Raw genomic sequence first — 21,302 nt, 5'->3', positions numbered from 1 at the left:
CAGGCTATCTAGTTACCCTGTAAGTAGAAGGGTTTGTAATTCAGCTTATTTTACCTAGCTACTCTTAATAAACCGTTGCTAGTGCGACAGTTAAAAGATTAGGTGACAATATTTTGCTAATTATTATTTAGCAATGTCAAGTTTTTTTTGAATTATTATTAGTATGTATACATGCTTAATAACTATATTATTTTAATATTCATTTTAATTTTAAATGGAATTTATGCTTTTTAAGGCAATTTTTTATATTTTATATTGATTTATTTCAATAGAACCTGCCTATATTTGGAGCTTGTTCCGGACTGGGATAGGTACTTATTTTTTTGAGTTCCACAAGTCATAAACTCGAGCTATAGCGCTTAAGTCCGGTTTTTATTTTTTTATTTAACCTATTTCTTATTTTATGAAAAAGCGCTTACAAATCCTGCTATGGATAAGTTGCCTTTGCATCACATCAGTTGCTTACGCGCAAAACTTAACAATCAAAGGAAGAGTCACCAGCGAGAATGAAGCCATTCCCGGGGTGAATGTTGTTCTGAAGGGTACCACAACAGGTACTTCTACCGACATGGATGGAAATTATTCCTTAACCGTGCCAGATGGAAATGGCACATTAATTTTTACCTATATCGGCTATACACCTGAGGAAGTGCCTATCAACAACCGCACTACCCTTGATGTATCCCTGGTACAAGATATCCAGACCTTAAGCGAAGTAGTAGTAGTGGGCTATGGTACGCAGAGCAGGCAGAGTCTGGTAGGCTCCGTGGCCTCCATTAAAGCTGAAGAACTTCGTACCCAAGGGGTAAACACCATTCAAAAATCCCTGCAGGGACGTGTGGCTGGTGTAAACATTGAATCGTCCGGCGGTAGCCCTGGTTCTGGTGTTCGGATTTTAGTAAGGGGTACAGGTTCGTTCAACAATAATGATCCTTTATATATTGTAGATGGGGTACAAGTGACGAATATCAATAATTTATCTCCATCTGATATTGCCTCTATTGATATCTTGAAAGATGCCTCTGCCGCCGCTATTTACGGATCACGGGCAGCCAATGGCGTAGTACTCATTACAACTAAAACTGGTACAAAAGGCGAGCCTCGTATTGATTTCAATGTGTATGCCGGATTACAAAGTGTAACCAAGAAAATAGATGTACTGAATGCTTCCGAATGGGCAAGAGTGAGCAATGCAGCGCATGATGCAGCCGGATTGCCCAGGTTAGACATAGCCCAGAATCCTGAATCATTGGGTGAAGGTACTGATTGGCAAAGTGAAATTTACCAGGTAGCGCCCACCCAAAGCTATGAACTGGGTGTAAGTGGGGGAGGAGATAATTTTACCTATAGCCTTTCTGGCGGCTATTTTGATCAGAATGGCATCGTAAGAAAAACAGATTATAACCGGTTAAACTTGCGGTTAAAAACAGATTTTACCAAAGGCAGATTGAAAATAGGCGAGAGCGTAATTCTAACCCGTGAAAACTGGCGCAACATGGCTGGTGGCTGGGGCGGACAAGGTGGCAACCCGGTAGGTTCAGCTACTAAAATGATTCCGGTGTTTCAGGTGTATGATGCCAATGCACTTGGTGGCTTTTCAGGTGCCTCTGGCCCAGTGGTAAACGTGGCTAATCCGGTAGCCCAGTTATACCTGGAAGATCCTACCGTAAACACGAATACAGTAATGGCTAACATTTTCGCTGAACTTACTCTGATCGACAATTTGAAGTACAAATACAATGTAGGGTATACCAATACATTTGGCTATAACTATACGTATACGGCTCCTTATCAGGTAGGTGCTTTATTCCAAAACCTTAACAGTGATTTAAGTGAAAGCCGGAATCAAACTTCGTTCTTCTTACAGGAACATACTCTGGCTTATGATAAAGCGTTTGGCAGACATAATTTCCAGGCACTGGCCGGTTTTGGTTTACAGAAAAACACCTTCCGTAGCTTAAATGGCTCTAGAAGCGGTATGCCAGGCGGACTCCAGGTTTTAGATGCCGGAACGACTAATATTGCTTCTGGAGGCCTGGCACGTGAAAATGTACTGGAATCCTATTTTGGCCGTTTTGTATATTCGTATGATCAACGTTACCTGCTGACAGCCAATTTCCGCCGCGACGGCTCTTCCCGATTTGGTAGAGCATACCGGTATGGCAATTTCCCTTCTTTGGCCCTAGGCTGGAATTTATCTAACGAAGCCTTCTATGAACCATTCCGCTCCTATGTGAGTCAGTTAAAGTTAAGGGCTAGTTATGGGCTGTTAGGAAACCAGGAGTTTGATGATTATCAGTATGTGGCTTCGATTCCTGGTAACCTGAATTATGTAATTGGCCGGGATCAGCAGTTATGGGTAGGGGCTATACAGCAGGCATTTGCTGATCCGAATCTTAAGTGGGAAGAATCAGAAAGCATTAACGTTGGAGCTGATCTGGGTTTTTTCAATAACCGCCTTTCGCTGATTGCTGATTACTTCATCCGTAAAAATTCTGACTTATTGTTACGCGTGCCACTGCCTTTATCTACCGGTTCTACCGTTAACCCAGTAGTAAATGCCGGGCAGATTACGAACAGAGGGGTTGAGTTAGCTTTGTCGTACAACCAGGAAATTAATGATTTCTCTTATCAGTTGACTGGTACATTTACAGCTATCCGAAACAAGGTTGATCAGTTAGGTTCCGGCAGTCAGCAAATTTCTGGTGGGCAACCTACGCACCATGGCTCATCTGCTACTATAACTATGGCCGGGCAACCTGTTGGTACATTCTATCTGATTAAAACCGATGGAATCTTCAATGATACCGATGAAGTAACAGCACATAGCAAAGAAGGAAAGTTGATTCAACCTAATGCCCAACCTGGCGATATCCGCTTTGTAGATGCCAACAATGACGGAATTATTTCAGAAGACGACCGGGTGAATGTAGGCAATCCTAATCCTGATTTTTCTTATGGATTTGGTGGCAATGCCCGCTGGAGAGATTTTGATCTAAGCGTTTTCTTCCAGGGAACACATGGCAATAAAATATATAATGGCTTACGTCAGGACCTGGAAGGTATGACTCTGGAGTTTAACTATGGCAAATCTACCTTGAATGCCTGGACACCAGAGAATCCTACTGATTTCCCAAGAGCCGTAATCAACGATCCAAATTATAATTCCCGTACGTCCGACCGTTTCCTGGAAAGCGGATCGTATTTGAGATTGCGGACCTTACAAGTAGGCTATACCTTACCCAAAGCTTTGCTGGAGCGGGTGAAAATAACCAGCTGCCGGGTCTATCTAGGCTTTGACAATCTGTTTACCCTCACTAAGTACAATGGCTACAATCCTGATTTGGGGCGCTATAGCGGTGGTACAAGCCAAGGCATCTTCGACCGTGGAGTGGATTTTGGACATGTCTCTTATCCATTGGCCAGAACATCTATGTTAGGGCTTCAACTTTCTTTATAAAATTAATTAGGCTAATATCATGAAAAAATATATAATAATTTCTCTAATAACTCTCTCCTTAGCCGGATGTAAAAAGGAGTTAGAGGTAGTGAATCCAAATGTAATTACCACGGAAACGTTCTGGAAAAACGATGCAGATTTTCAGTCAGCTTTAGCAGCAACGTATAAAGTTTTCCGGGATGTAAATAATGGCTATTGGGGAGTAAGGGGTGTTGAGTTAACCAACGGACGGGGCGATGATTTTTTTATCCGTAACGACGTACAGGCACTATATCAGCTTTCTACGTTTACTAATACTCCCTCTACCGGAACACCCTCTTCTATATTCCAGGGGGCTTATACTGGTATTTTCCGGGCAAACCAGATTATTGAAAATGCTCAAACGGCTCCCATATCAGAAGAATCAAAAAAGCAGTATACGGCAGAAGCACAGTTTATCCGGGCACTCAATTATTTTCATTTAGCCATTAATTTTGGTAATGTGCCTATTATAACTACTGTGCCTACTGATAAAAGCCAGTATTTTCAGCCCAGTTCCCCGGAAGCACAGGTATGGCAACAGATTATCAGCGACTTTACAGCTGCAAAAGAAGGCTTACCAGAATCGTACGATGAAAAATGGGTAGGCAGAGCTACCAAGGGTGCCGCTATTGGATACCTGGGTAAGGCTTATTTATACAATGAACGTTGGGCCGATGCAGAGAATGAATTTAAGTTACTTATGTCTGCTCCTTTCCAGTACGACCTGAGGCCAAACTTTGCCGATAATTTCCGTCCGGAGTTTGATAACAACGAAGAATCGGTGTTTGAAATTCAACTGCAGAATGTAGGCGGTGTACAACCATGGGCTGGTGAAAATGCCAATGAAGCTTTAGGGGTAACCACTGCCCAGGAATTTGCACCCACAGAAGTAGCCGGCTGGTTTGAAGTGTCCCCGACTGATACGATGTTTGTTGAATTCGAGAAAGAGAAAACAATAACAGGAGATTATGATCCGCGGATGTATGCTTCTATTGTATGGGATTATCCTGGTGCCATGTATTACAACAGGCCTTTTAAAGAGTTTAAACTAGTTTTTGGTTATCAATCCATGATCCGTAAGTACCAGAACTGGTGGAATGATAATGAACAGCCTAATGGTAATTATATCTCTGAAATCAACGAAAAGGCTATGCGGTTTGCCGATGTGTTACTGATGTATGCCGAAGCATTGACCATGCAAGGGAAAGTGGTGGAAGCCACTGCGCCAGTTAACCGGGTGCGTGATAGAGCTAATCTAGCTGAACTGCCAGCAACCTATTCGCAGGATGAGATGATGGCGGAAATTCGTCATCAGCGGATGATTGAATTGTTCCGCGAAGGGCACCGTTTCTATGACCTGAAACGCTGGGGATTATTGGAACAGGAAATAAAGAATAGCGACAAAGTAGGAAGAGAGTTCTTTGATCCTGCCAGACATGCGTATTTCCCAATTCCGCAGAATGAGTTAAATACTAATCCGAATATCGAGCAAAACCCAGGTTGGTAATTACCTGTACAGCACTATAGATTTCTTTAGTGAATGTGTAATAGATAAAAATCAGAGCCCGGTTATCCTATAATTGTAGGAGGACCGGGTTTCTTTTTTAGCAAACATATAGGCTGCCGTTGAATCTATAAAACTACCCGGGTTTACACAGGTAAGGTATTGCCTTAATTGACTTTGTACCGGGATTCAAAAAATGGATAGTCTTGCAGTCAAAACTAATTCTAGTAAACAGTCACTTTTATGCAAACTCATTTAATATTTGATGCAGCCAGCAACACGGTTGTTGCCACCATTGCCGGAAGAGTAGATTCTCAACAGTTTAGAACGTTTGCTTTGCAAGAAATAGCCTTACTCAAAGAGAAAAAAACCAATAAACTAATTATTGATATTGCCGGACTTAGCGTAATGAGCCTTCCAGACCAGCACTGGTTGCAGCAAGAATGGAATAGCAAAGCCATGCAGGAAGGCTTACGACACCTGGCTTTTGTCGTGCCAAAAGATGTATTCGGAAAAGTAGCCATGAATAAAGCAAATCAGGATGAAAAACTAGCCGCACAAATTTCAATCGGATACTTTGACAGAGTAGAAAAAGCCCAGGAATGGATAAAACGGTGCTAAGCCTGCGGTCGTGCAGAGAAGCTTTTTGCTGAAGATGGTATATCCGGGTTGATGTGTGAGCCAAAACCCTCATCAACCCGGATTTTATTTGTAGAATTCCCTCTGTTAGCAAGTAGAAAGAAAGCAGACCTAAGGAAGAATAGATACCATTAAATACACTTATAATTGATCAGAGATGGGCACAAGCTTAGCGGCTAAATCTGGGGCTTTCATCGTTTTATCTAATGGAAACATGGGCCGCTTGATCCGCTTATAGGGCAACCGCTCCAGGTTTTGGTCCACGCCGCCTGGCGTCAGTGCCAGAATCCAATCTGCCCGCATGGCATATAATTCAGGTTCCAGGTACCCGATTTTTACTATGACAATGGCCGCTTTCCGTGGCTCTAACCCTAGCCTGGTAAAATCTATTTCCTTGTGGTAAGGCTTGCGTTTCTGGGTTACAATCACCGATACACTGCCTACCTTCACTACTACTTCTACCTCAGCATTCCTGTCGCCATACTCAATAGCGGTAACCGTTCCTGAAAGCTTTACCGGGGGAGCAAAACGTGCATCTACTGCCGCTCCGGCATTTCCTTCCACTTTTCCACCCACCCCGGCAGCGATGGCTTTTTTTACCAGCTCCGGACCTGGAATGGAGGCATAGATAAGGGAAGGACCATTAGGGGATTTGAATTCTGGCCTGGCCAGTATTTCCTGTAATGTCCAGGTAACATCGCCTGCGCCTCCGGCAGTCGGGTTATCGCCAGAATCACTGATATAGAAGGGACGCTTGTTGCTGGCAATGGCTTTGTCGAGGCTTTCTTTTAAGGAACCTGTGGGTGCAACAAAGGCAAATTCGTTTCTGGCGTTCCAGAAACTGGTGGCCAGTTTTTCGGCTGTGCTTGTTACTTTTGCTTTATCATCGCCAGTTACCATCACTACTGCATGATTACGCGGTTCGTCCGCCCAGGCATAGCCTACCCAAATGGCTGCATCTACTATTCCTTCCTGAGCCGCAGCAGGCGCAACTGCCTGATAAATAGTTTTTGCCGGTTCTATCCGGGTGCTTGTTTTCTCGCCAGGCAATAAAACAGGAATAGGTATCCATGCCTTATATTGAGGTTTCCCTTTTCCACTTTCAAGCCGTTTCAGCAGGTTTTCAAGAGCCCGCTGTTTGGTTTCCATGGCATCTTCGTGAGGTGCCATGCGGTAACAGGTAATAAGGTCAGTATGGGAGGCCAGCCGCCAGGATACATTTCCATGCAGATCCATGGAGGTAGATATAATGGTTTGTTTGCCAATTACTTTGCGGACTCTTTCAATAAAGTCGCCTTCCGGATCATCCAGGCCAACTACACTCATGGCTCCATGAATATCGAAGAATAACCCATCATAGGGTCCGTTTTTCTTCAGTGAATCTAAGGTTTTGCTGACAAGCGATTCATAGGCTTCTCTGGTAACGGCTCCTCCTGGCAGGGATTTGCCAATGATCGTTGGTATAAAAACTGCCCGTTTATGGTAAGGAGAAGCTGCGGACAAAAATGGATAAGAGGTAAATACGTCGGCCCCATATTTTGCATGGAAGGCTTCTTCATGGGTAAGTGCCGGAGAAAAAGTGCTCGACTCAATGGCCAGCCCGGCGATAGCAATCCGGGGAAGGGCCTTGGTTTGGGAAGGATCTGCGCTGGAAGCAGGCGTTCTCTGATGAATGAAAGAGTTTTTATTTCCTAAAGAAAACCCCTGACCTATGTTTAACCAGGCTAAGATAACTACTAAAAACGTATGCCGCATGAACAATCGTAACTAAGTTTAAGTGGAAGTTTATGTTAAATTTTTTAACTGATGCTTTTCTAGGACAGGTCCGTGTTATACATGCAGAGAAATATTTCATTATCTGCTCATACAAACTATACTATTTAGCTACCTACACGGCTGTACCTACTTACAAAGGTTAAGGAAAGATTAGTGTTTTGCCAAAAAGAAGACAAGAAAAAGTGTTTTTGCTTTCCAGCCAACAAAAGTAAGGCTATCCGTTGCATAAACCTGTTTGATAAAGGATTCTGCTATAAAATATCGGCTTCTGCAAAAGTAAACTGAGTTTGAGGATTAGACAGGTATTCACCGGTTGTCCGTACAAGCATTGCCACTAAAGAGGTAAATGGAGTAAGTATAACCATCTGCATGGGTTAACTTTGAATAGATGCTCCAGCTCTGTATCTAAGCCCTACGAATTGACTTACGCTTGTGAAAATAAAATATCCATTGAAATTTGTGTCTATAAATAATACCTTCGTACCCAATAAACCTTAGTTGGAAATACTTACTACACCCAAATCGCGGGCAATACGGAAAGTAGTAGTAGGACAGGTATTTCTGAAAATAATCTTCACTTATTCACTACCTATGAAAAAGTACAGTACTTTTCTGATTCTTCTCCTGCTAACCCAGTTCTACTTCATTCAGGCACAGCAGAGCAGCTGGAAAATGGTGGGAGGAAAAATTGCTTCTCCCTGGGCAGAAAAAGTAAACCCTGCCAATCCCTTACCGGAATATCCAAGGCCGCACATGATACGCCAAACCTGGATGAATCTGAATGGTTTATGGGACTATGCCTTAGTACCAAAATCGCAGGGAGAGAGCAAACCCTCTGCCTTTGCCGGACAAATACTAGTACCATTCCCGGTAGAGTCAGCCTTATCTGGCGTTGGAAAAAAAGCCGGAAAAGATACCCTGCTCTGGTATAAACGGACAATAAGCATACCGGCAAACTTTAAAAAAGGAAAGGTGCTGCTGCATTTTGGGGCTGCCGACTGGCAATGTGAGGTGTTTGTGAACGGGAAAAAAGCAGGCGCACACCAGGGCGGATACGACCCTTTCTCTTTCGACATCACCCCACTTCTCAAAGGGGGAAACCAGCAGGAAGTAAGTGTGAAAATATGGGACCCCTCCAACGACGGGCCACAACCCCGCGGCAAGCAAATCAAAAATCCGCATGGCATCTGGTATACGCCAGTTACCGGTATCTGGCAGACAGTATGGCTGGAAGCTGTTCCCCAAACCTATATTACGTCTACTAAACACACGCCCGATATTGACAAGCAAACCCTGACAATCCAAAGCCAGGTGCAGAACCTGCAATCCGGCGATAAGCTGAAAATTACGGCCTGGGATGGAAAAACCAAGGTAGCCGAAAAAGAAGTTGCCGCCAATACAGAAGCGGTGTTGCAGGTAAATAACCCAAAGTTGTGGTCACCGGAAAATCCGTTTCTCTATGATCTAAGCATAGCTGTAGTACGCAAGGGGAAAGTAGTAGACGAAATAAAAAGTTATTTTGCTATGCGGAAAATTTCTATGCAGCCAGATAGCAAAGGCATGCTGCGGATGCTGCTCAATAATCAGTTTGTTTTTCAATATGGCCCCTTAGACCAGGGCTGGTGGCCAGATGGGTTATATACAGCTCCCACTGACAAAGCCCTCAAGTTTGATATTGAAAAGACCAAAGAGATGGGCTTCAATATGATCCGCAAGCACGTAAAAGTAGAGCCTGCCCGCTGGTATTATCACTGCGATAAGCTGGGAATGCTCGTATGGCAGGATATGCCCAGTGGCGACATGGGTAATCGGTGGGATTCGCGTCCGGGAATTATTGGGCGGGCCACCGAAAAAGAACGCACAGCCGAATCTGAGCAAATATTCCGTACCGAATGGAAAGCCATTATGGATGCTACCTATAACTTTCCTTCTATTGTGGTATGGGTGCCATTTAATGAAGCCTGGGGCCAGTTCAAAACCGAAGAGATTACTAAATGGACCATGGATTATGATAAGAGCCGCCTGGTGAACAGTGCCAGTGGAGGTAATTTTCATAAAGTAGGCCATATTATTGATCTGCATAACTACCCGGAGCCTGCCATGCCCCAGCCAGATTTGTTTGGCAAAGAACAAATTATTGTATTAGGCGAGTTTGGGGGATTGGGCTTACCTCTGGAAGACCATACCTGGCAGCAGAAAGATAACTGGGGCTACCAGAGCTTCAAAAATGCCGATGAACTGTTTGCCAAATATGAAGAATTTATGAATAGCCTGGCAGGCATGATCGGCAAAGGACTGTCCGCCGCTGTGTATACCCAAACCACCGATGTAGAGGTAGAAACCAACGGCCTGATGACCTACGACCGGAAAGTAATAAAAGTGCCGGAAGCTAAACTCAAACAAGTACATAGCAAATTATATAATCCGGCATTGGGTAGCTTGAAAGAATAAAGTTGCGTACATTCAGTAGCCGAATATATATACCCTACTTGTTCAAACTAACCTAAAGCAGTCCTATGAAACAGTTATTTCTGCTCCTGGCCTTCTTGCTGGGAAATTGCCTACTATTTGCCCAGCAAGAAACCCTTGAATCAATTACCAGAAAACCTACAAATAAGGAAATTACTAAACCGCTGGTTGATCTACGGACCAAAGAACTTATCCAGAAAGCCATAGACCGTATTCCGGAAAATTATCCGGATAGGCCTCATCAGATGGAAGGTTTTTACCGGAAAGTATCTACCTATGAAAATGAGTATACACACTTGCTGGAGGCGGCTTTTTTAATGGAAGATAGTAGTTATACCACGTATTCTCACAGTGCACTCAACGTTAAATTACTGCAACAGCGGCAAAGCATGGAATGGGGAAAGATAGATGAAGAAGTAGTGATTGCTGTCAGGAATTCAACTCAACGGTTGGCCAAACATGTAAAACATCAGGTTGCCAGTAGTAATACTATTCACCGGACGTATGAGTATAATTCGTTGAGAGGGTATAATAGCCCACATACAATTTTTAACTCATTAGGCCGCTTTACAGAAGGAATAAATTTCCGGATACGTGATACCTCTCTTGTGGAGAACGATACCATTTTTCATGTCCTGATCAGTGATGCGCTTATGCCGGAAGGCACCAGCTATCTGAAAATTAACAGGAGTGATCTGGCAATCGTAGAATATCAACGAGCTATTTATCTATTCGGGTATGATTTTACAGAACAGGTGCACGTTCGGTATAAAAAAATAGATGGCCGCTACTATCCGGACTATATCCAGGTAAAAGTTCCCAGGATCATAAATGAGGATATAGGTGGGCATCAGCTGGATATTCATACCTTGTGGGTAAACAGGGTAGATACTGGCAAATTCAAGAAGATGAAAGAAAAAGAGAAAACAGACCGGATGCAGGAATTGCGAGTACTTACACTTCCTTACAACGAAGCTTTCTGGGCAGAATACCCCATGCCAAAAATTCATCCCTTGGAAAAGCAAATTCAACGGAGCCTGGAAAGAAATAAAAGCCTGGACAGGCAGTTTGAAGAAATGGCTGCCAGGTAAAGCTTTTTGATTTTTATTTGCCAGATCTTTGGCAACCCTAATGTAGATTCTATGGAAGATTATACCTTTGTTAATGCAATTATCAGTCAGAGTAGCCATACTTTTTAAATGCCTGTTCATTGGCTTCGTGTTGTTTGGTTGTGTACAAGATCTACAGGCTCAATCCAACAAGGCAGCTAAACAGGAAGCCACGTACCGCAATCCGGTTATCAGCGGAGATTTTGCCGATCCTTCCGTGATCCGGGTAGGCGACACCTACTATGCCACAGGTACCTCTTCCGAATGGGCTCCGCATTATCCGCTTTTCCAATCCAAAGACCTGGTTAACTGGGAGCCAATGGGCTATGTTTTTCCTACGACACCAGCCTGGATGCAGTCTTCTTTCTGGGCACCAGAATTGTTTTATCAGAACAATACCTTCTATGTGTATTATACCGTAAAGCGCAAAAGCGATGGCAAATCCTGCATCGGAGTAGCCTCCACCAAAGACCTGAGCAAAGGCTTTACCGATCATGGCATAGTAGTGGAACATGGCTCTGAATCCATTGACGCCTATGTATGGAATGAGAATGGCCAGTTGTATATCTCCTGGAAAGCCTATGGCCTGGATAAACGCCCGATAGAAATACTGGCTAGCAAACTATCTTCCGATGGATTAACATTGCAGGGTCAGCCATTTACGTTATTGAAAGAAAGTCCGGATGAAAAAGGCATAGAAGGCCAGTGCCTGGTGAAGAAGAATGGATATTATTACCTGTTCTATTCGGCCGGGGCTTGTTGTGGCTCAGGCTGCACGTATAATGTCCGCGTTGCCAGGGCAAAATCCATTAACGAACCTTTTGTGCGCTACGAGAAAAATCCCTTATTGGATAAAGATGACCAGTGGAAGTGCCCAGGACATGGAACCCTGGTAGAAACACCGGATAAACGTACGTTTTACCTCTACCACGCCTACAATTCCCATGACCATGTGTATACCGGCAGGCAAGCCATGCTTGATGAACTCTTATGGGATGAGGCGACCGGATGGCCTTACTTTAAATACGCCCAAAGTCCTAGTATACAAACCCCCATGCCTGTTGTTAACAGTAGCCAGCAGAAATCCTGCGAATTCATCGATTCATTTGAGGCAACTTCTCTTTCCAGTTTCTGGCAATGGAATTTCCGTTCGTATACCCCAGTCACTAACATAGAAAAGGGTAATTTGTATCTATCTGGAAAAGTTGCTTCTGGCAATAAAACAGGTATTGCCTTAACAGTGAGGCCAGCAAAAGGCAATTATGAAATCATCACAGAGGTGGTTAACCAAAATAATGCCTTGAAAGGACTGGTGTTATATGGCGATTCCAGTCAGGCGGTGGGTATAGGCGTAAAGGGAAACACGGTAGAAGTATGGGAAGTAAAGAACAATCAGCGCAAATTAATCAAAGAAGAAACCGTAATGCAAGCCCCTATACAACTAAAACTACTGGTAGAAAACGGATTTATGTGCCGGTTCTACTGGAGGACCGGTGGAAAAGATTGGACAGAGATAAAACCAGCAGGTGAGCATTCTTTTTATGATGGCAGTTTTTTGCCGCAGTGGGACAGAAGTGCCCGGGCAGGTCTGTTTCAGTATGGAGAGGAAAGCCAGCCTGGTGTTTTTTCTTCATTTTCATTAACGTATCACTAATTTATAAAGTTAATATCTCTACAAAGCATGAAAAATTTACTTATTCTGTGTGCCTTCGTTTGTTTTACTACCGCTGCCTGGGCACAAAGTGCGGCAGGTAAAAAGGAAAATTCTGCCAATAATGGCAACACAAAAGCAAAAAACAAGTCTGGTAACCCCATTTTTGAAGGGTGGTATGCCGACCCGGAAGGCGTCATCTTTGGCAAGCAATACTGGATTTATCCCACCTATTCCGCTAAATATGAACAACAAGTATTTATGGATGCTTTCTCCTCAACAGACCTCGTAAACTGGACCAAGCACCCACGCATTATTGATACAGCAGCCGTAAAATGGGCCAAAAAAGCAATGTGGGCTCCGGCTATTATTGAAAAAGGAGGCAAGTATTACCTGTTTTTCGGAGCCAACGATGTACATGAAGGAGAAATCGGCGGTATTGGGGTAGCCGTTGCCGATAATCCGGCCGGTCCTTTCAAAGATCACCTGGGCAAACCCCTGATTGGTGAAATACACAATGGAGCCCAGCCCATAGACCAGTATGTGTTTAAAGACAAAGACGGCCAATATTATATGATCTATGGCGGCTGGTCGCACTGTAATATTGTTAAACTAAAGGAAGACTTCACTGGCTTTATTCCTTTTGAGGATGGTACCACCTTTAAAGAAATCACACCCAAAAACTATGTAGAAGGCCCGATCATGTTTATCCGCAACAACAAATACTACTTTATGTGGTCGGAAGGCGGATGGACAGGCCCTAATTATTCAGTGGCCTATGCTGTGGCCGATTCTCCTTTCGGGCCTTTTGAACGGGTAGGCAAAATTTTACAGCAAGACCCCAAGGTAGCTACCGGTGCCGGGCATCATTCGGTGTTGCAAGTGCCGGGTAAAGACCAGTGGTATATTGTGTATCACCGCAGGCCACTAGGCGAAACCGACGGAAACCACCGGGTAACCTGTATAGACAAGATGGAGTTTGATGAAAAAGGCCTGATCAAGCCGGTAAAAATTACTTTTGAAGGCGTAGCCAAACAGCCGTTGAAATAGGTAATTGCTTTAAGATATATATTACAGTTATTGCTGCCGGAACACCTATATAACCTCCGTTTACCCATGAAGAAATTTTTTGTGCTTTTTTTGCTCTTCCAGGGCTTTATCCTGCAAGCCCAGCAGATGCGGGCACCTTCCTATCCTTTAGTTACCCACGACCCGTATTTCAGTATCTGGTCTGCTACCGATACGCTGCATGCGTCGCCTACCAAACACTGGACAGGCAGCAGTCATTCATTAACCGGTTATGCAAAGGTAGATGGGAAAGTATACCGCTTTTTAGGCAAAGAAGAAAACGTGTACCAGACAGTGCTAGCTGCCGCCGATGAAGAAAACTACCAGGCAAAATACACAGAAACCGAACCTGGCGAAGGATGGATGAATGCAGCTTTTAACGACAGCCAGTGGAAAACTGGCACGGCTCCTTTTGGCGACAATAAATCCCTGGCCAAAACAGAATGGCTGAGCAAAAATATCTGGATGCGGCGGACCTTTGCGTTACCTGATCTGAATTTTCATAAGCTGTTCCTTAAACTCAACCACGACGATAATGTAGAGGTGTACCTGAATGGAGAAAAGATATACAGCCATGTAGGCTGGCTGAACAAATACCAATATTATCCCATTCCGGAAGCTGTAAAGCAAAAGCTGAAAAAAGAAGGAAACATTCTGGCTGTGCATGTGGCCAATACGGCTGGCGGCCAGTGGCTGGATGCTGGCATTGTGCATGAACCGCTAGCAAAACCAAACACCGCCATGCTTACAGCTTTGCAAAAAAGTGTAGAGCTCAAGGCCACCCAAACTATATACCAGTTCACCTGCGGCAAAATAGACCTTACGCTTACCTTCACTTCTCCTTTATTAATGAGTGATTTGAATCTGCTTGCCAGGCCAGTAACCTATATTACCACACAAGTAAAATCCAACGATGGCGCAACGCACGAAGTAGACCTTTCATTAGGGGCCTCTACAGAGATTGCTGTAAATACGCCTGCACAAGTGGTAACTGCCGAACAAATGTCTACTGGCGGATTATCTATCCTGAAAGCAGGCACTAAAGAACAACCAGTGCTCCAGAAGAAAGGCGACGACCTGCGGATATACTGGGGCTATATGTACGTAGCCCTGCCAAGAGCAGCAAATGCTAAACAACTGATTCTGACCGCTACACAGGCAGAAGACCCTTTTGCAAGCGTAAATAGTGCTTCTGCACAATCACCTACCGAAGGGAAACAGCTGACATTACGTACGATTATACCACTAGGAAAAGTAGGCAGTACACCCACAGAACAAGTACTTCTGTTGGGCTATGATGATATTAATCCGGTGCAATATTTTGGGCAAAACTTAAAGCCCTGGTGGAAACAGGATGCTTCGCAAACCATGGAAAAAGAATTAGCCAAAGCAGCGGCAGATTATAAAAAGATACTTAGTCAATGTGAGCAGTTCAATAAACAGATGTATCAGGAAGCGGTAGCAGCAGGAGGCGAAAAGTATGCTAAGCTGTGTGTGCTAGGATACCGCCAGAGCATTGCTGCACATAAGCTGGTAAAAAGTCCGCAGGGAGAGATTCTGTTTCTTTCCAAAGAAAATTATAGCAATGGATCGATCAATACGGTGGATGTTACCTATCCATCGGCTCCCTTATTTCTGGCCTATAACCCGGATCTGCTAAAGGGTATGCTGAATGGCATTTTCTACTACAGTGAAAGTGGCAAATGGACCAAACCCTTTGCTGCGCATGATCTGGGAACTTATCCGCTAGCCAATGGACAAACCTATGGAGAAGATATGCCAGTAGAAGAATCCGGAAATATGTTGATACTGACGGCAGCTATTGCCAAAACCGAAGGGAATGCCAACTATGCCAAAACGCACTGGAAAACCTTAACCACCTGGGCCGAGTACTTAAGCAAAGAAGGCTTTGATCCGGCCAATCAGCTATGCACTGATGATTTTGCCGGGCACCTGGCCCGTAACGCCAACCTTTCTGTAAAAGCTATTGTAGGATTGGGATCTTATGCCATGCTTGCAGGCATGTTAGGCGATAAAGCCACCGCCGAAAAATACAAAGCCAGTGCGGCTCAAATGGCTAAAAAGTGGATGCAGTTAGCCGACGATGGCGATCATTATGCGTTAACCTTTGATAAAAAAGGTACTTGGAGCCAGAAGTATAACCTGGTATGGGATAAGCTTCTGGGCTTAAATTTATTTCCTAAATCTGTCTACGAGAAAGAGGTAACGTATTACCTGAGCAAACAAAATGAATATGGCTTGCCCTTAGACAGCCGGAAAACCTATACCAAATCCGACTGGATCATCTGGACATCTACGCTAGCCTCCAGCCAGAAAGACTTTGAAGCATTCGTAGATCCGGTGTATAAGTTTGCTGTACAAACCCCTTCCCGCGTACCCATCAGTGACTGGCATGAAACAACGAACGGCAAGCAGGTTGGCTTTCAGGCCAGAAGTGTGGTAGGGGGGTATTTTATCAAACTGCTGGAGAAAAAATTTGCCAACTAACAGCTTGGACGTAGGTATCTGTAAAAACAAAACAATGAGCAATATATTTTCCGCCTACATTTTTTGAATGAAGATTGTAACCGTTTACAAGTATCTATTTCAGGTTATTGCCACTGGTATGAAAGCTTAAAATGTCCACCATGAAAAAACGACTACTTAGTGGGAATGTGCTTTGGCTGGTTTTGCTGATTGTTGCCGCCTGTTCGTCTAAAACTAGTACAGTCACGGAAGCAGAGGTTGAAGCTGACCTGGAAAATACCTTTACAAATCCGCTCTTGCCAGGAGGCCCGGATCCCTGGGCTTTTTACCATGAGGGATATTATTATTATACCCATACCTTGATAGACAGCATTGGGCTATGGCGGACAAAGGATATTACGGATTTGAAAAATGCGGAGTATAAAACCATCTGGATACCTACCGACCCTAAGAATGCAAAAGACCTCTGGGCTCCTGAAATCCATTACATTAAAGGGAAATGGTATATCTATTATGCGGCGGATGATGGCAACACGGATAATCACCAGTTGTATGTATTGGAAAATGCCTCCAAAAATCCGTTTGAGGGAGCGTTTACCATGAAAGCAAGAATCCAGACAGACCCTGGCAATAACTGGGCGATAGACGGATCGGTGTTTGAACATCAGGGAGACTATTATATGGTGTGGTCAGGCTGGCAAACCCGCCGCGTCAGCACAGAAACCCAATGTATTTATATAGCCAAAATGGCTAATCCCTGGACCTTAGGCTCTGAACGCGTGCTGATTTCCAAACCTGAATTTGAGTGGGAACGCAACTGGCAAAACCCAGATGGATGGACGCCTAATTACACCATTTATGTAAACGAAGGCCCGCAGCCGCTGAAAAATACCACCGGCGATAAGGTGTTTGTCATTTATTCGGCCAGTGGCTGCTGGACACCCCAGTATGCCTTAGGCATGCTTACAGCCAGTGCAACAAGTAACCTGCTGGATGCAAAATCATGGACCAAATCCCGGCAGCCGGTTTTTAAACAAGCACCGGAGAATAAGGTGTTTGGCACCGGACACAATAGTTTTTTCAAATCTCCGGATGGCACCGAAGACTGGATTCTGTATCATGCCAACGACAAAGCTGAAAATCCTTGTGGACCCACCCGTTCGCCAAGGGCTCAGAAAATTACCTGGCAGGCGGATGGAATGCCCGATTTTGGAACACCTCTCTCCACAGATACACCCATTCAAAAACCATCCGGAATTAAGTAAGGCATGCTACCAATCCCACGGCTGCTGAGTGGCCTACACGTTACTGAATTGTTTATAAACTTAGTTTACCCGCATGACTCTACACAAACTTAGTTCCTCCTTTCTCCTAAGTATAGGGCTATTTTTAGCCTCTTGTACAGCAGGAAAAAAGGAACAAACCACTACAACAGCAGCAGCTTCAGCAGAAGACGATCGGCCCAATATTGTTTTAATTCTTGCCGACGATCTGGGATATTCGGACCTGGGTTGTTATGGAGGAGAAATTAAGACACCCAACCTTGATTTTCTGGCAGCCAATGGACTCCGGTTTACCCGTTTTTATAATACATCCCGCTGTTGCCCTACCAGGGCATCTTTGCTCACAGGCTTGTATAACCATCAGGCAGGCATTGGCGAAATGACCACAGACCGGAACCTACCCGGCTACCGCGGCTATCTAACAGAAAACACAGTTACGCTGGCCGAAGTGTTAAAACAAAGTGGCTACCTTACCGCCATGACAGGCAAATGGCATGTATCCAATACGATTGAACAACCAACCAAAGAAGCACAGCTGCGCTGGCTCAACCATCAGGAAACACACCCGTATTTTTCGCCGGTAGCGCAGTATCCAACCAGTCGGGGCTTTGATAAATATTATGGAAACATCTTTGGGGTAGTAAATTTTTTTGATCCCTTCAGCCTGGTGAATGGCACTACGCCTGTCGCTTCCGTTCCTGAAAACTACTACCATACCGATGCTCTCAACGATACCACTGTCCGCTACATCCGGGAGTTAAGTAAAGAGGATAAGCCTTTCTTTATTTATCTGGCCCATACAGCGCCCCATTGGCCCTTGCAAGCCTTGCCAGAGGATATAGCCAAGTATGAAACTACCTATACTGCCGGCTGGGATGTTATCCGGGAGGCCCGCTACAAAAAAATGACAGAACAAGGAATGATTGATCCGGCAAAAGCACCTTTACCCACCAGGATAAATTCTGCACAAACCTGGGAGAATAACCCAGACAAAGAATGGGATACAAAAGCCATGGCCGTGCATGCCGCCATGATAGACCGGATGGACCAGGGCATTGGCCGGGTAATAAAAGCCTTAGAAGAAACCGGTGAACTGAATAATACCTTGATCGTATTTCTCAGCGATAATGGAGCAAGTCCGGAAGTTTGTGCCGCCTATGGCCCGGGATTTGACCGCCCTAGTGAAACCCGCAAGGGGCAAGCCATTCGTTACCCGGTAAAAAAGGAAGTGATGCCTGGAACAGAGACGGTATTTGCTTCCATTGGTCCGGAGTGGGCAAATGTTTCCAATACGCCCTTTCAACATGCAAAAGCTGAATCCTATGAAGGGGGCATAGCCACCCCCATGATTGCCTTTTGGCCTAAAGGAATAGGAGCGAAAAAAGGGAGTATTAGCCATCATGTTGGTCATGTAATGGATTTTATGGCCACTTTTATTGAACTCGCTCAGACTACCTATCCTACCCAATACAAAGGCAGAACTATTTCTCCCACTCCAGGAGTAAGCCTGCTGCCGGCCTTGCAGGGGAAAGAAGGTACAGCGCATACCCGGTTATTTAATGAACATTTTAATGCCCGTTTTGTGAGAGAAGGGCAGTGGAAGCTACTGTCTATGTCAAAAGATACCACCTGGCATTTGTACGATATAAAACAAGACCAAACAGAGCTAAAAGATTTGTCGGCAACCTATCCGCAGGAAGTAGAAAGATTAACCAGAGAATGGCGAAGCTGGGCATCCACATACCAGGTGTTTCCTAAAAAACCTTAATTCCTTACCATTCAAATCCATTGTACGCATGAGAATAAAAAGCTTTCTGCTCATCTGTCTGGTAATGCTGTTAGTCCCTGCGCTGGCACAGCAGCAAAACACCAAGAAACTAGCCCCTTTCAAAGCATATACCCCTAACCGCTCTCCGCTCCGGGAAAATCCCTATATCGAACTTCCGTTGGGGGCCATTAAACCGCAAGGCTGGTTGAAGGAAATGCTGATCCGGCAAAAGAATGGGGCTACCGGACAATTGGATAAACTCTATCCGCTGGTAATGAACCAGCGCAATGGCTGGCTCGGGGGAGACGGCGATCAGTGGGAGAGAGGCCCTTACTGGATCGATGGATTATTGCCGCTTGCCTATATTTTAGATGACAAAGAGCTCATAGCAAAGGCTAAACCCTGGGTAGAGTGGGCACTCAAAAGCCAGCAAGCGGATGGGTATTTTGGGCCAGATAAAGATTACGAGCCCCAGCCAGGTGTGCAACGGAATAATAGCCGCGACTGGTGGCCAAAAATGGTCATGCTCAAAATTCTTAAGCAGTACTATTCGGCTACCGGCGATGATCGGGTGATCTCCTTACTGACGAATTATTTTAAATACCAGCTGCAACAGCTTCCTACCAAACCTTTAGATAACTGGACTTTTTGGGCACGTTACCGCGGTGGCGATAACCTGATGGTCGTCTATTGGCTGTATAATATTACTGGCGATGCATTTTTGCTTGACCTGGCTGAAATTGTTCATAAACAAACCTTCAACTATACGGATGCCTTTCTGGGAGGCGATATGCTTGCCAGCCAAGGAAGCATTCACTGTGTAAACCTGGCGCAAGGCATTAAAGAACCAGTAATTTACTTTCAGCAACATCCGGAGCAAAAATATACAGAAGCGGTAAAGAAAGGCTTTGCAGACATCCGCAAATTTAACGGTATGGCACATGGGCTCTATGGAGGAGACGAGGCCCTGCATGGAAGTAATCCTACCCAGGGCTCTGAATTATGTTCGGCGGTGGAGATGATGTTTTCGCTGGAAAGTATTCTGGCTATAACCGGTGAGGTAAGCTATGCTGACCACTTGGAAAAAATTGCTTTTAATGCATTACCTACGCAAGCAACCGATGATTATATGGCCAGGCAATACTTTCAGCAGGCCAACCAGGTGATGATTACCCGGCATACCCGCAACTTTGACCAGAATCATGGAGGCACAGACCTTTGTTATGGCCTGCTTTCCGGCTATCCCTGTTGCACATCCAACATGCACCAGGGCTGGCCAAAGTTTACCCAGAATTTGTGGTATGCTACCCCTGATAAGGGTTTGGCGGCTTTGATATATTCCCCAAGTGAGGTAACCGCCTATGTTGCTGGTGGTACGCAGGTTTCCCTAAAGGAAGAGACGACTTATCCATTCGGTGAGACCATTACATTTACCTTAACTACTGATAAAAAAACGAAGGCTGTCAGTTTTCCTTTTCATCTGCGTATTCCGGCATGGTGTAAAAAAGCCACCATCTCCATTAATGGCAAGCTATTTCAGGAAGCCAACAGCAACCAGATTCTTAAAATTAACCGGGAATGGAAATCAGGAGATGTGGTGGAATTGCAACTTCCGATGCATGTGTTTAAAAGCACCTGGCATGAAAATTCAGTAGCCATCGAACGTGGCCCAATAACTTATGCGCTAAAAATAGAAGAAGAATGGAAAAAGGTAGAAAATACGAAAGACCCCATCCAGTATGGAGATGCCTATTATGAAGTGCTGCCTAAAAATCCCTGGAATTACGGACTTGTTCATATATCGGATAATAAGCTGGCAGAAGCCTTTCCTGTGACAAAAAAAGACAACCTGGAGGCTTATCCCTGGAATCTGCAAAATGCACCTATCACCATCAAAGCCAAAGCAAAACGTATTCCCTCCTGGACGTTATACAACGATATGGCTGGACCCATACCTTATAGTATGACCAATGGGTTAGAAACTGGTGCGGAGGAAGAAATTATTCTGATTCCCTATGGGTGTAGCAAGTTGCGTATTTCCCAATTTCCTGAAGTTCGTTAATATCT

The 21,302-nt window shown here is 44.5% G+C and carries 12 protein-coding genes; 11 read left to right on the top strand and 1 reads right to left on the bottom strand.

From position 1 onward, the window contains the following. Positions 1-403 precede the first annotated feature (403 nt). The 3 genes from Q0590_RS24535 to Q0590_RS24525 all read left to right on the top strand — a co-directional run bounded on the left by Q0590_RS24535 (position 404) and on the right by Q0590_RS24525 (position 5,606). Complete coding sequence (locus Q0590_RS24535; RefSeq protein WP_302040268.1) at positions 404-3,460, top strand: SusC/RagA family TonB-linked outer membrane protein; 3,057 nt, start codon at positions 404-406, stop codon at positions 3,458-3,460. Between the two features lie 19 nt (positions 3,461-3,479). Further along, the gene (locus tag Q0590_RS24530; RefSeq protein ID WP_302040267.1) at positions 3,480-4,988 is read left to right on the top strand and encodes a RagB/SusD family nutrient uptake outer membrane protein; all 1,509 of its coding nucleotides are present in this window, start codon (positions 3,480-3,482) and stop codon (positions 4,986-4,988) included. A 240-nt stretch (positions 4,989-5,228) separates the two neighbouring features. Beyond that, positions 5,229-5,606: an STAS/SEC14 domain-containing protein gene (locus Q0590_RS24525; RefSeq protein ID WP_302040266.1), complete on the top strand. Its 378-nt coding sequence runs from the start codon at positions 5,229-5,231 to the stop codon at positions 5,604-5,606. Between the two features lie 159 nt (positions 5,607-5,765). On the opposite strand, the gene Q0590_RS24520 is transcribed toward Q0590_RS24525, so the two are convergent. Next, positions 5,766-7,379 (bottom strand): M81 family metallopeptidase, encoded by a 1,614-nt coding sequence (locus Q0590_RS24520; RefSeq protein WP_302040265.1) that lies wholly within the window; start codon positions 7,377-7,379, stop codon positions 5,766-5,768. Positions 7,380-7,991: 612 nt separating this feature from the next. Here Q0590_RS24520 and Q0590_RS24515 point away from each other — a divergent pair. From Q0590_RS24515 to Q0590_RS24480, 8 genes are all read left to right on the top strand, one after another. Next, the gene (locus Q0590_RS24515) at positions 7,992-9,851 is read left to right on the top strand and encodes a glycoside hydrolase family 2 protein (protein ID WP_302040264.1); all 1,860 of its coding nucleotides are present in this window, start codon (positions 7,992-7,994) and stop codon (positions 9,849-9,851) included. A gap of 65 nt (positions 9,852-9,916) precedes the next feature. Continuing rightward, positions 9,917-10,960, top strand: a complete 1,044-nt coding sequence (locus Q0590_RS24510) for a hypothetical protein (protein ID WP_302040263.1) — start codon at positions 9,917-9,919, stop codon at positions 10,958-10,960. Between the two features lie 73 nt (positions 10,961-11,033). Beyond that, complete coding sequence (locus tag Q0590_RS24505) at positions 11,034-12,632, top strand: glycoside hydrolase family 43 protein (RefSeq protein ID WP_302040262.1); 1,599 nt, start codon at positions 11,034-11,036, stop codon at positions 12,630-12,632. A gap of 27 nt (positions 12,633-12,659) precedes the next feature. After that, on the top strand, positions 12,660-13,679 hold the full coding sequence (locus Q0590_RS24500; protein ID WP_302040261.1) for a glycoside hydrolase family 43 protein: 1,020 nt from the start codon (positions 12,660-12,662) through the stop codon (positions 13,677-13,679). Positions 13,680-13,745: 66 nt separating this feature from the next. Beyond that, positions 13,746-16,205: a glutaminase family protein gene (locus Q0590_RS24495; protein WP_302040260.1), complete on the top strand. Its 2,460-nt coding sequence runs from the start codon at positions 13,746-13,748 to the stop codon at positions 16,203-16,205. 140 nt (positions 16,206-16,345) lie between these two features. Beyond that, on the top strand, positions 16,346-17,449 hold the full coding sequence (locus tag Q0590_RS24490; protein WP_302040259.1) for a glycoside hydrolase family 43 protein: 1,104 nt from the start codon (positions 16,346-16,348) through the stop codon (positions 17,447-17,449). 73 nt (positions 17,450-17,522) lie between these two features. Further along, positions 17,523-19,235: an arylsulfatase gene (locus tag Q0590_RS24485; RefSeq protein WP_302040258.1), complete on the top strand. Its 1,713-nt coding sequence runs from the start codon at positions 17,523-17,525 to the stop codon at positions 19,233-19,235. Between the two features lie 28 nt (positions 19,236-19,263). After that, positions 19,264-21,297 carry a beta-L-arabinofuranosidase domain-containing protein gene (locus Q0590_RS24480; protein ID WP_302040257.1) on the top strand — a complete coding sequence of 678 codons (2,034 nt, stop codon included), beginning with the start codon at positions 19,264-19,266 and terminating at the stop codon, positions 21,295-21,297. The last annotated feature ends 5 nt before the right edge of the window (positions 21,298-21,302 follow it).

Origin of the sequence: Rhodocytophaga aerolata, from assembly GCF_030503435.1 — a bacterium.
Lineage (GTDB): Bacteria > Bacteroidota > Bacteroidia > Cytophagales > 172606-1 > Rhodocytophaga > Rhodocytophaga aerolata.
This window is presented reverse-complemented; position numbering and strand designations above follow the sequence as displayed.

Bases quoted from the DNA above. Each gene is read 5' to 3' on its own strand.
- Q0590_RS24535 (WP_302040268.1), top strand. From the start codon at position 404: ATGAAAAAGCGCTTACAAATCCTGCTATGGATAAGTTGCCTTTGCATC.
- Q0590_RS24530 (WP_302040267.1), top strand. From the start codon at position 3,480: ATGAAAAAATATATAATAATTTCTCTAATAACTCTCTCCTTAGCCGGA.
- Q0590_RS24525 (WP_302040266.1), top strand. From the start codon at position 5,229: ATGCAAACTCATTTAATATTTGATGCAGCCAGCAACACGGTTGTTGCC.
- Q0590_RS24520 (WP_302040265.1), bottom strand. From the start codon at position 7,379: ATGCGGCATACGTTTTTAGTAGTTATCTTAGCCTGGTTAAACATAGGT.
- Q0590_RS24515 (WP_302040264.1), top strand. From the start codon at position 7,992: ATGAAAAAGTACAGTACTTTTCTGATTCTTCTCCTGCTAACCCAGTTC.
- Q0590_RS24510 (WP_302040263.1), top strand. From the start codon at position 9,917: ATGAAACAGTTATTTCTGCTCCTGGCCTTCTTGCTGGGAAATTGCCTA.
- Q0590_RS24505 (WP_302040262.1), top strand. From the start codon at position 11,034: ATGCAATTATCAGTCAGAGTAGCCATACTTTTTAAATGCCTGTTCATT.
- Q0590_RS24500 (WP_302040261.1), top strand. From the start codon at position 12,660: ATGAAAAATTTACTTATTCTGTGTGCCTTCGTTTGTTTTACTACCGCT.
- Q0590_RS24495 (WP_302040260.1), top strand. From the start codon at position 13,746: ATGAAGAAATTTTTTGTGCTTTTTTTGCTCTTCCAGGGCTTTATCCTG.
- Q0590_RS24490 (WP_302040259.1), top strand. From the start codon at position 16,346: ATGAAAAAACGACTACTTAGTGGGAATGTGCTTTGGCTGGTTTTGCTG.
- Q0590_RS24485 (WP_302040258.1), top strand. From the start codon at position 17,523: ATGACTCTACACAAACTTAGTTCCTCCTTTCTCCTAAGTATAGGGCTA.
- Q0590_RS24480 (WP_302040257.1), top strand. From the start codon at position 19,264: ATGAGAATAAAAAGCTTTCTGCTCATCTGTCTGGTAATGCTGTTAGTC.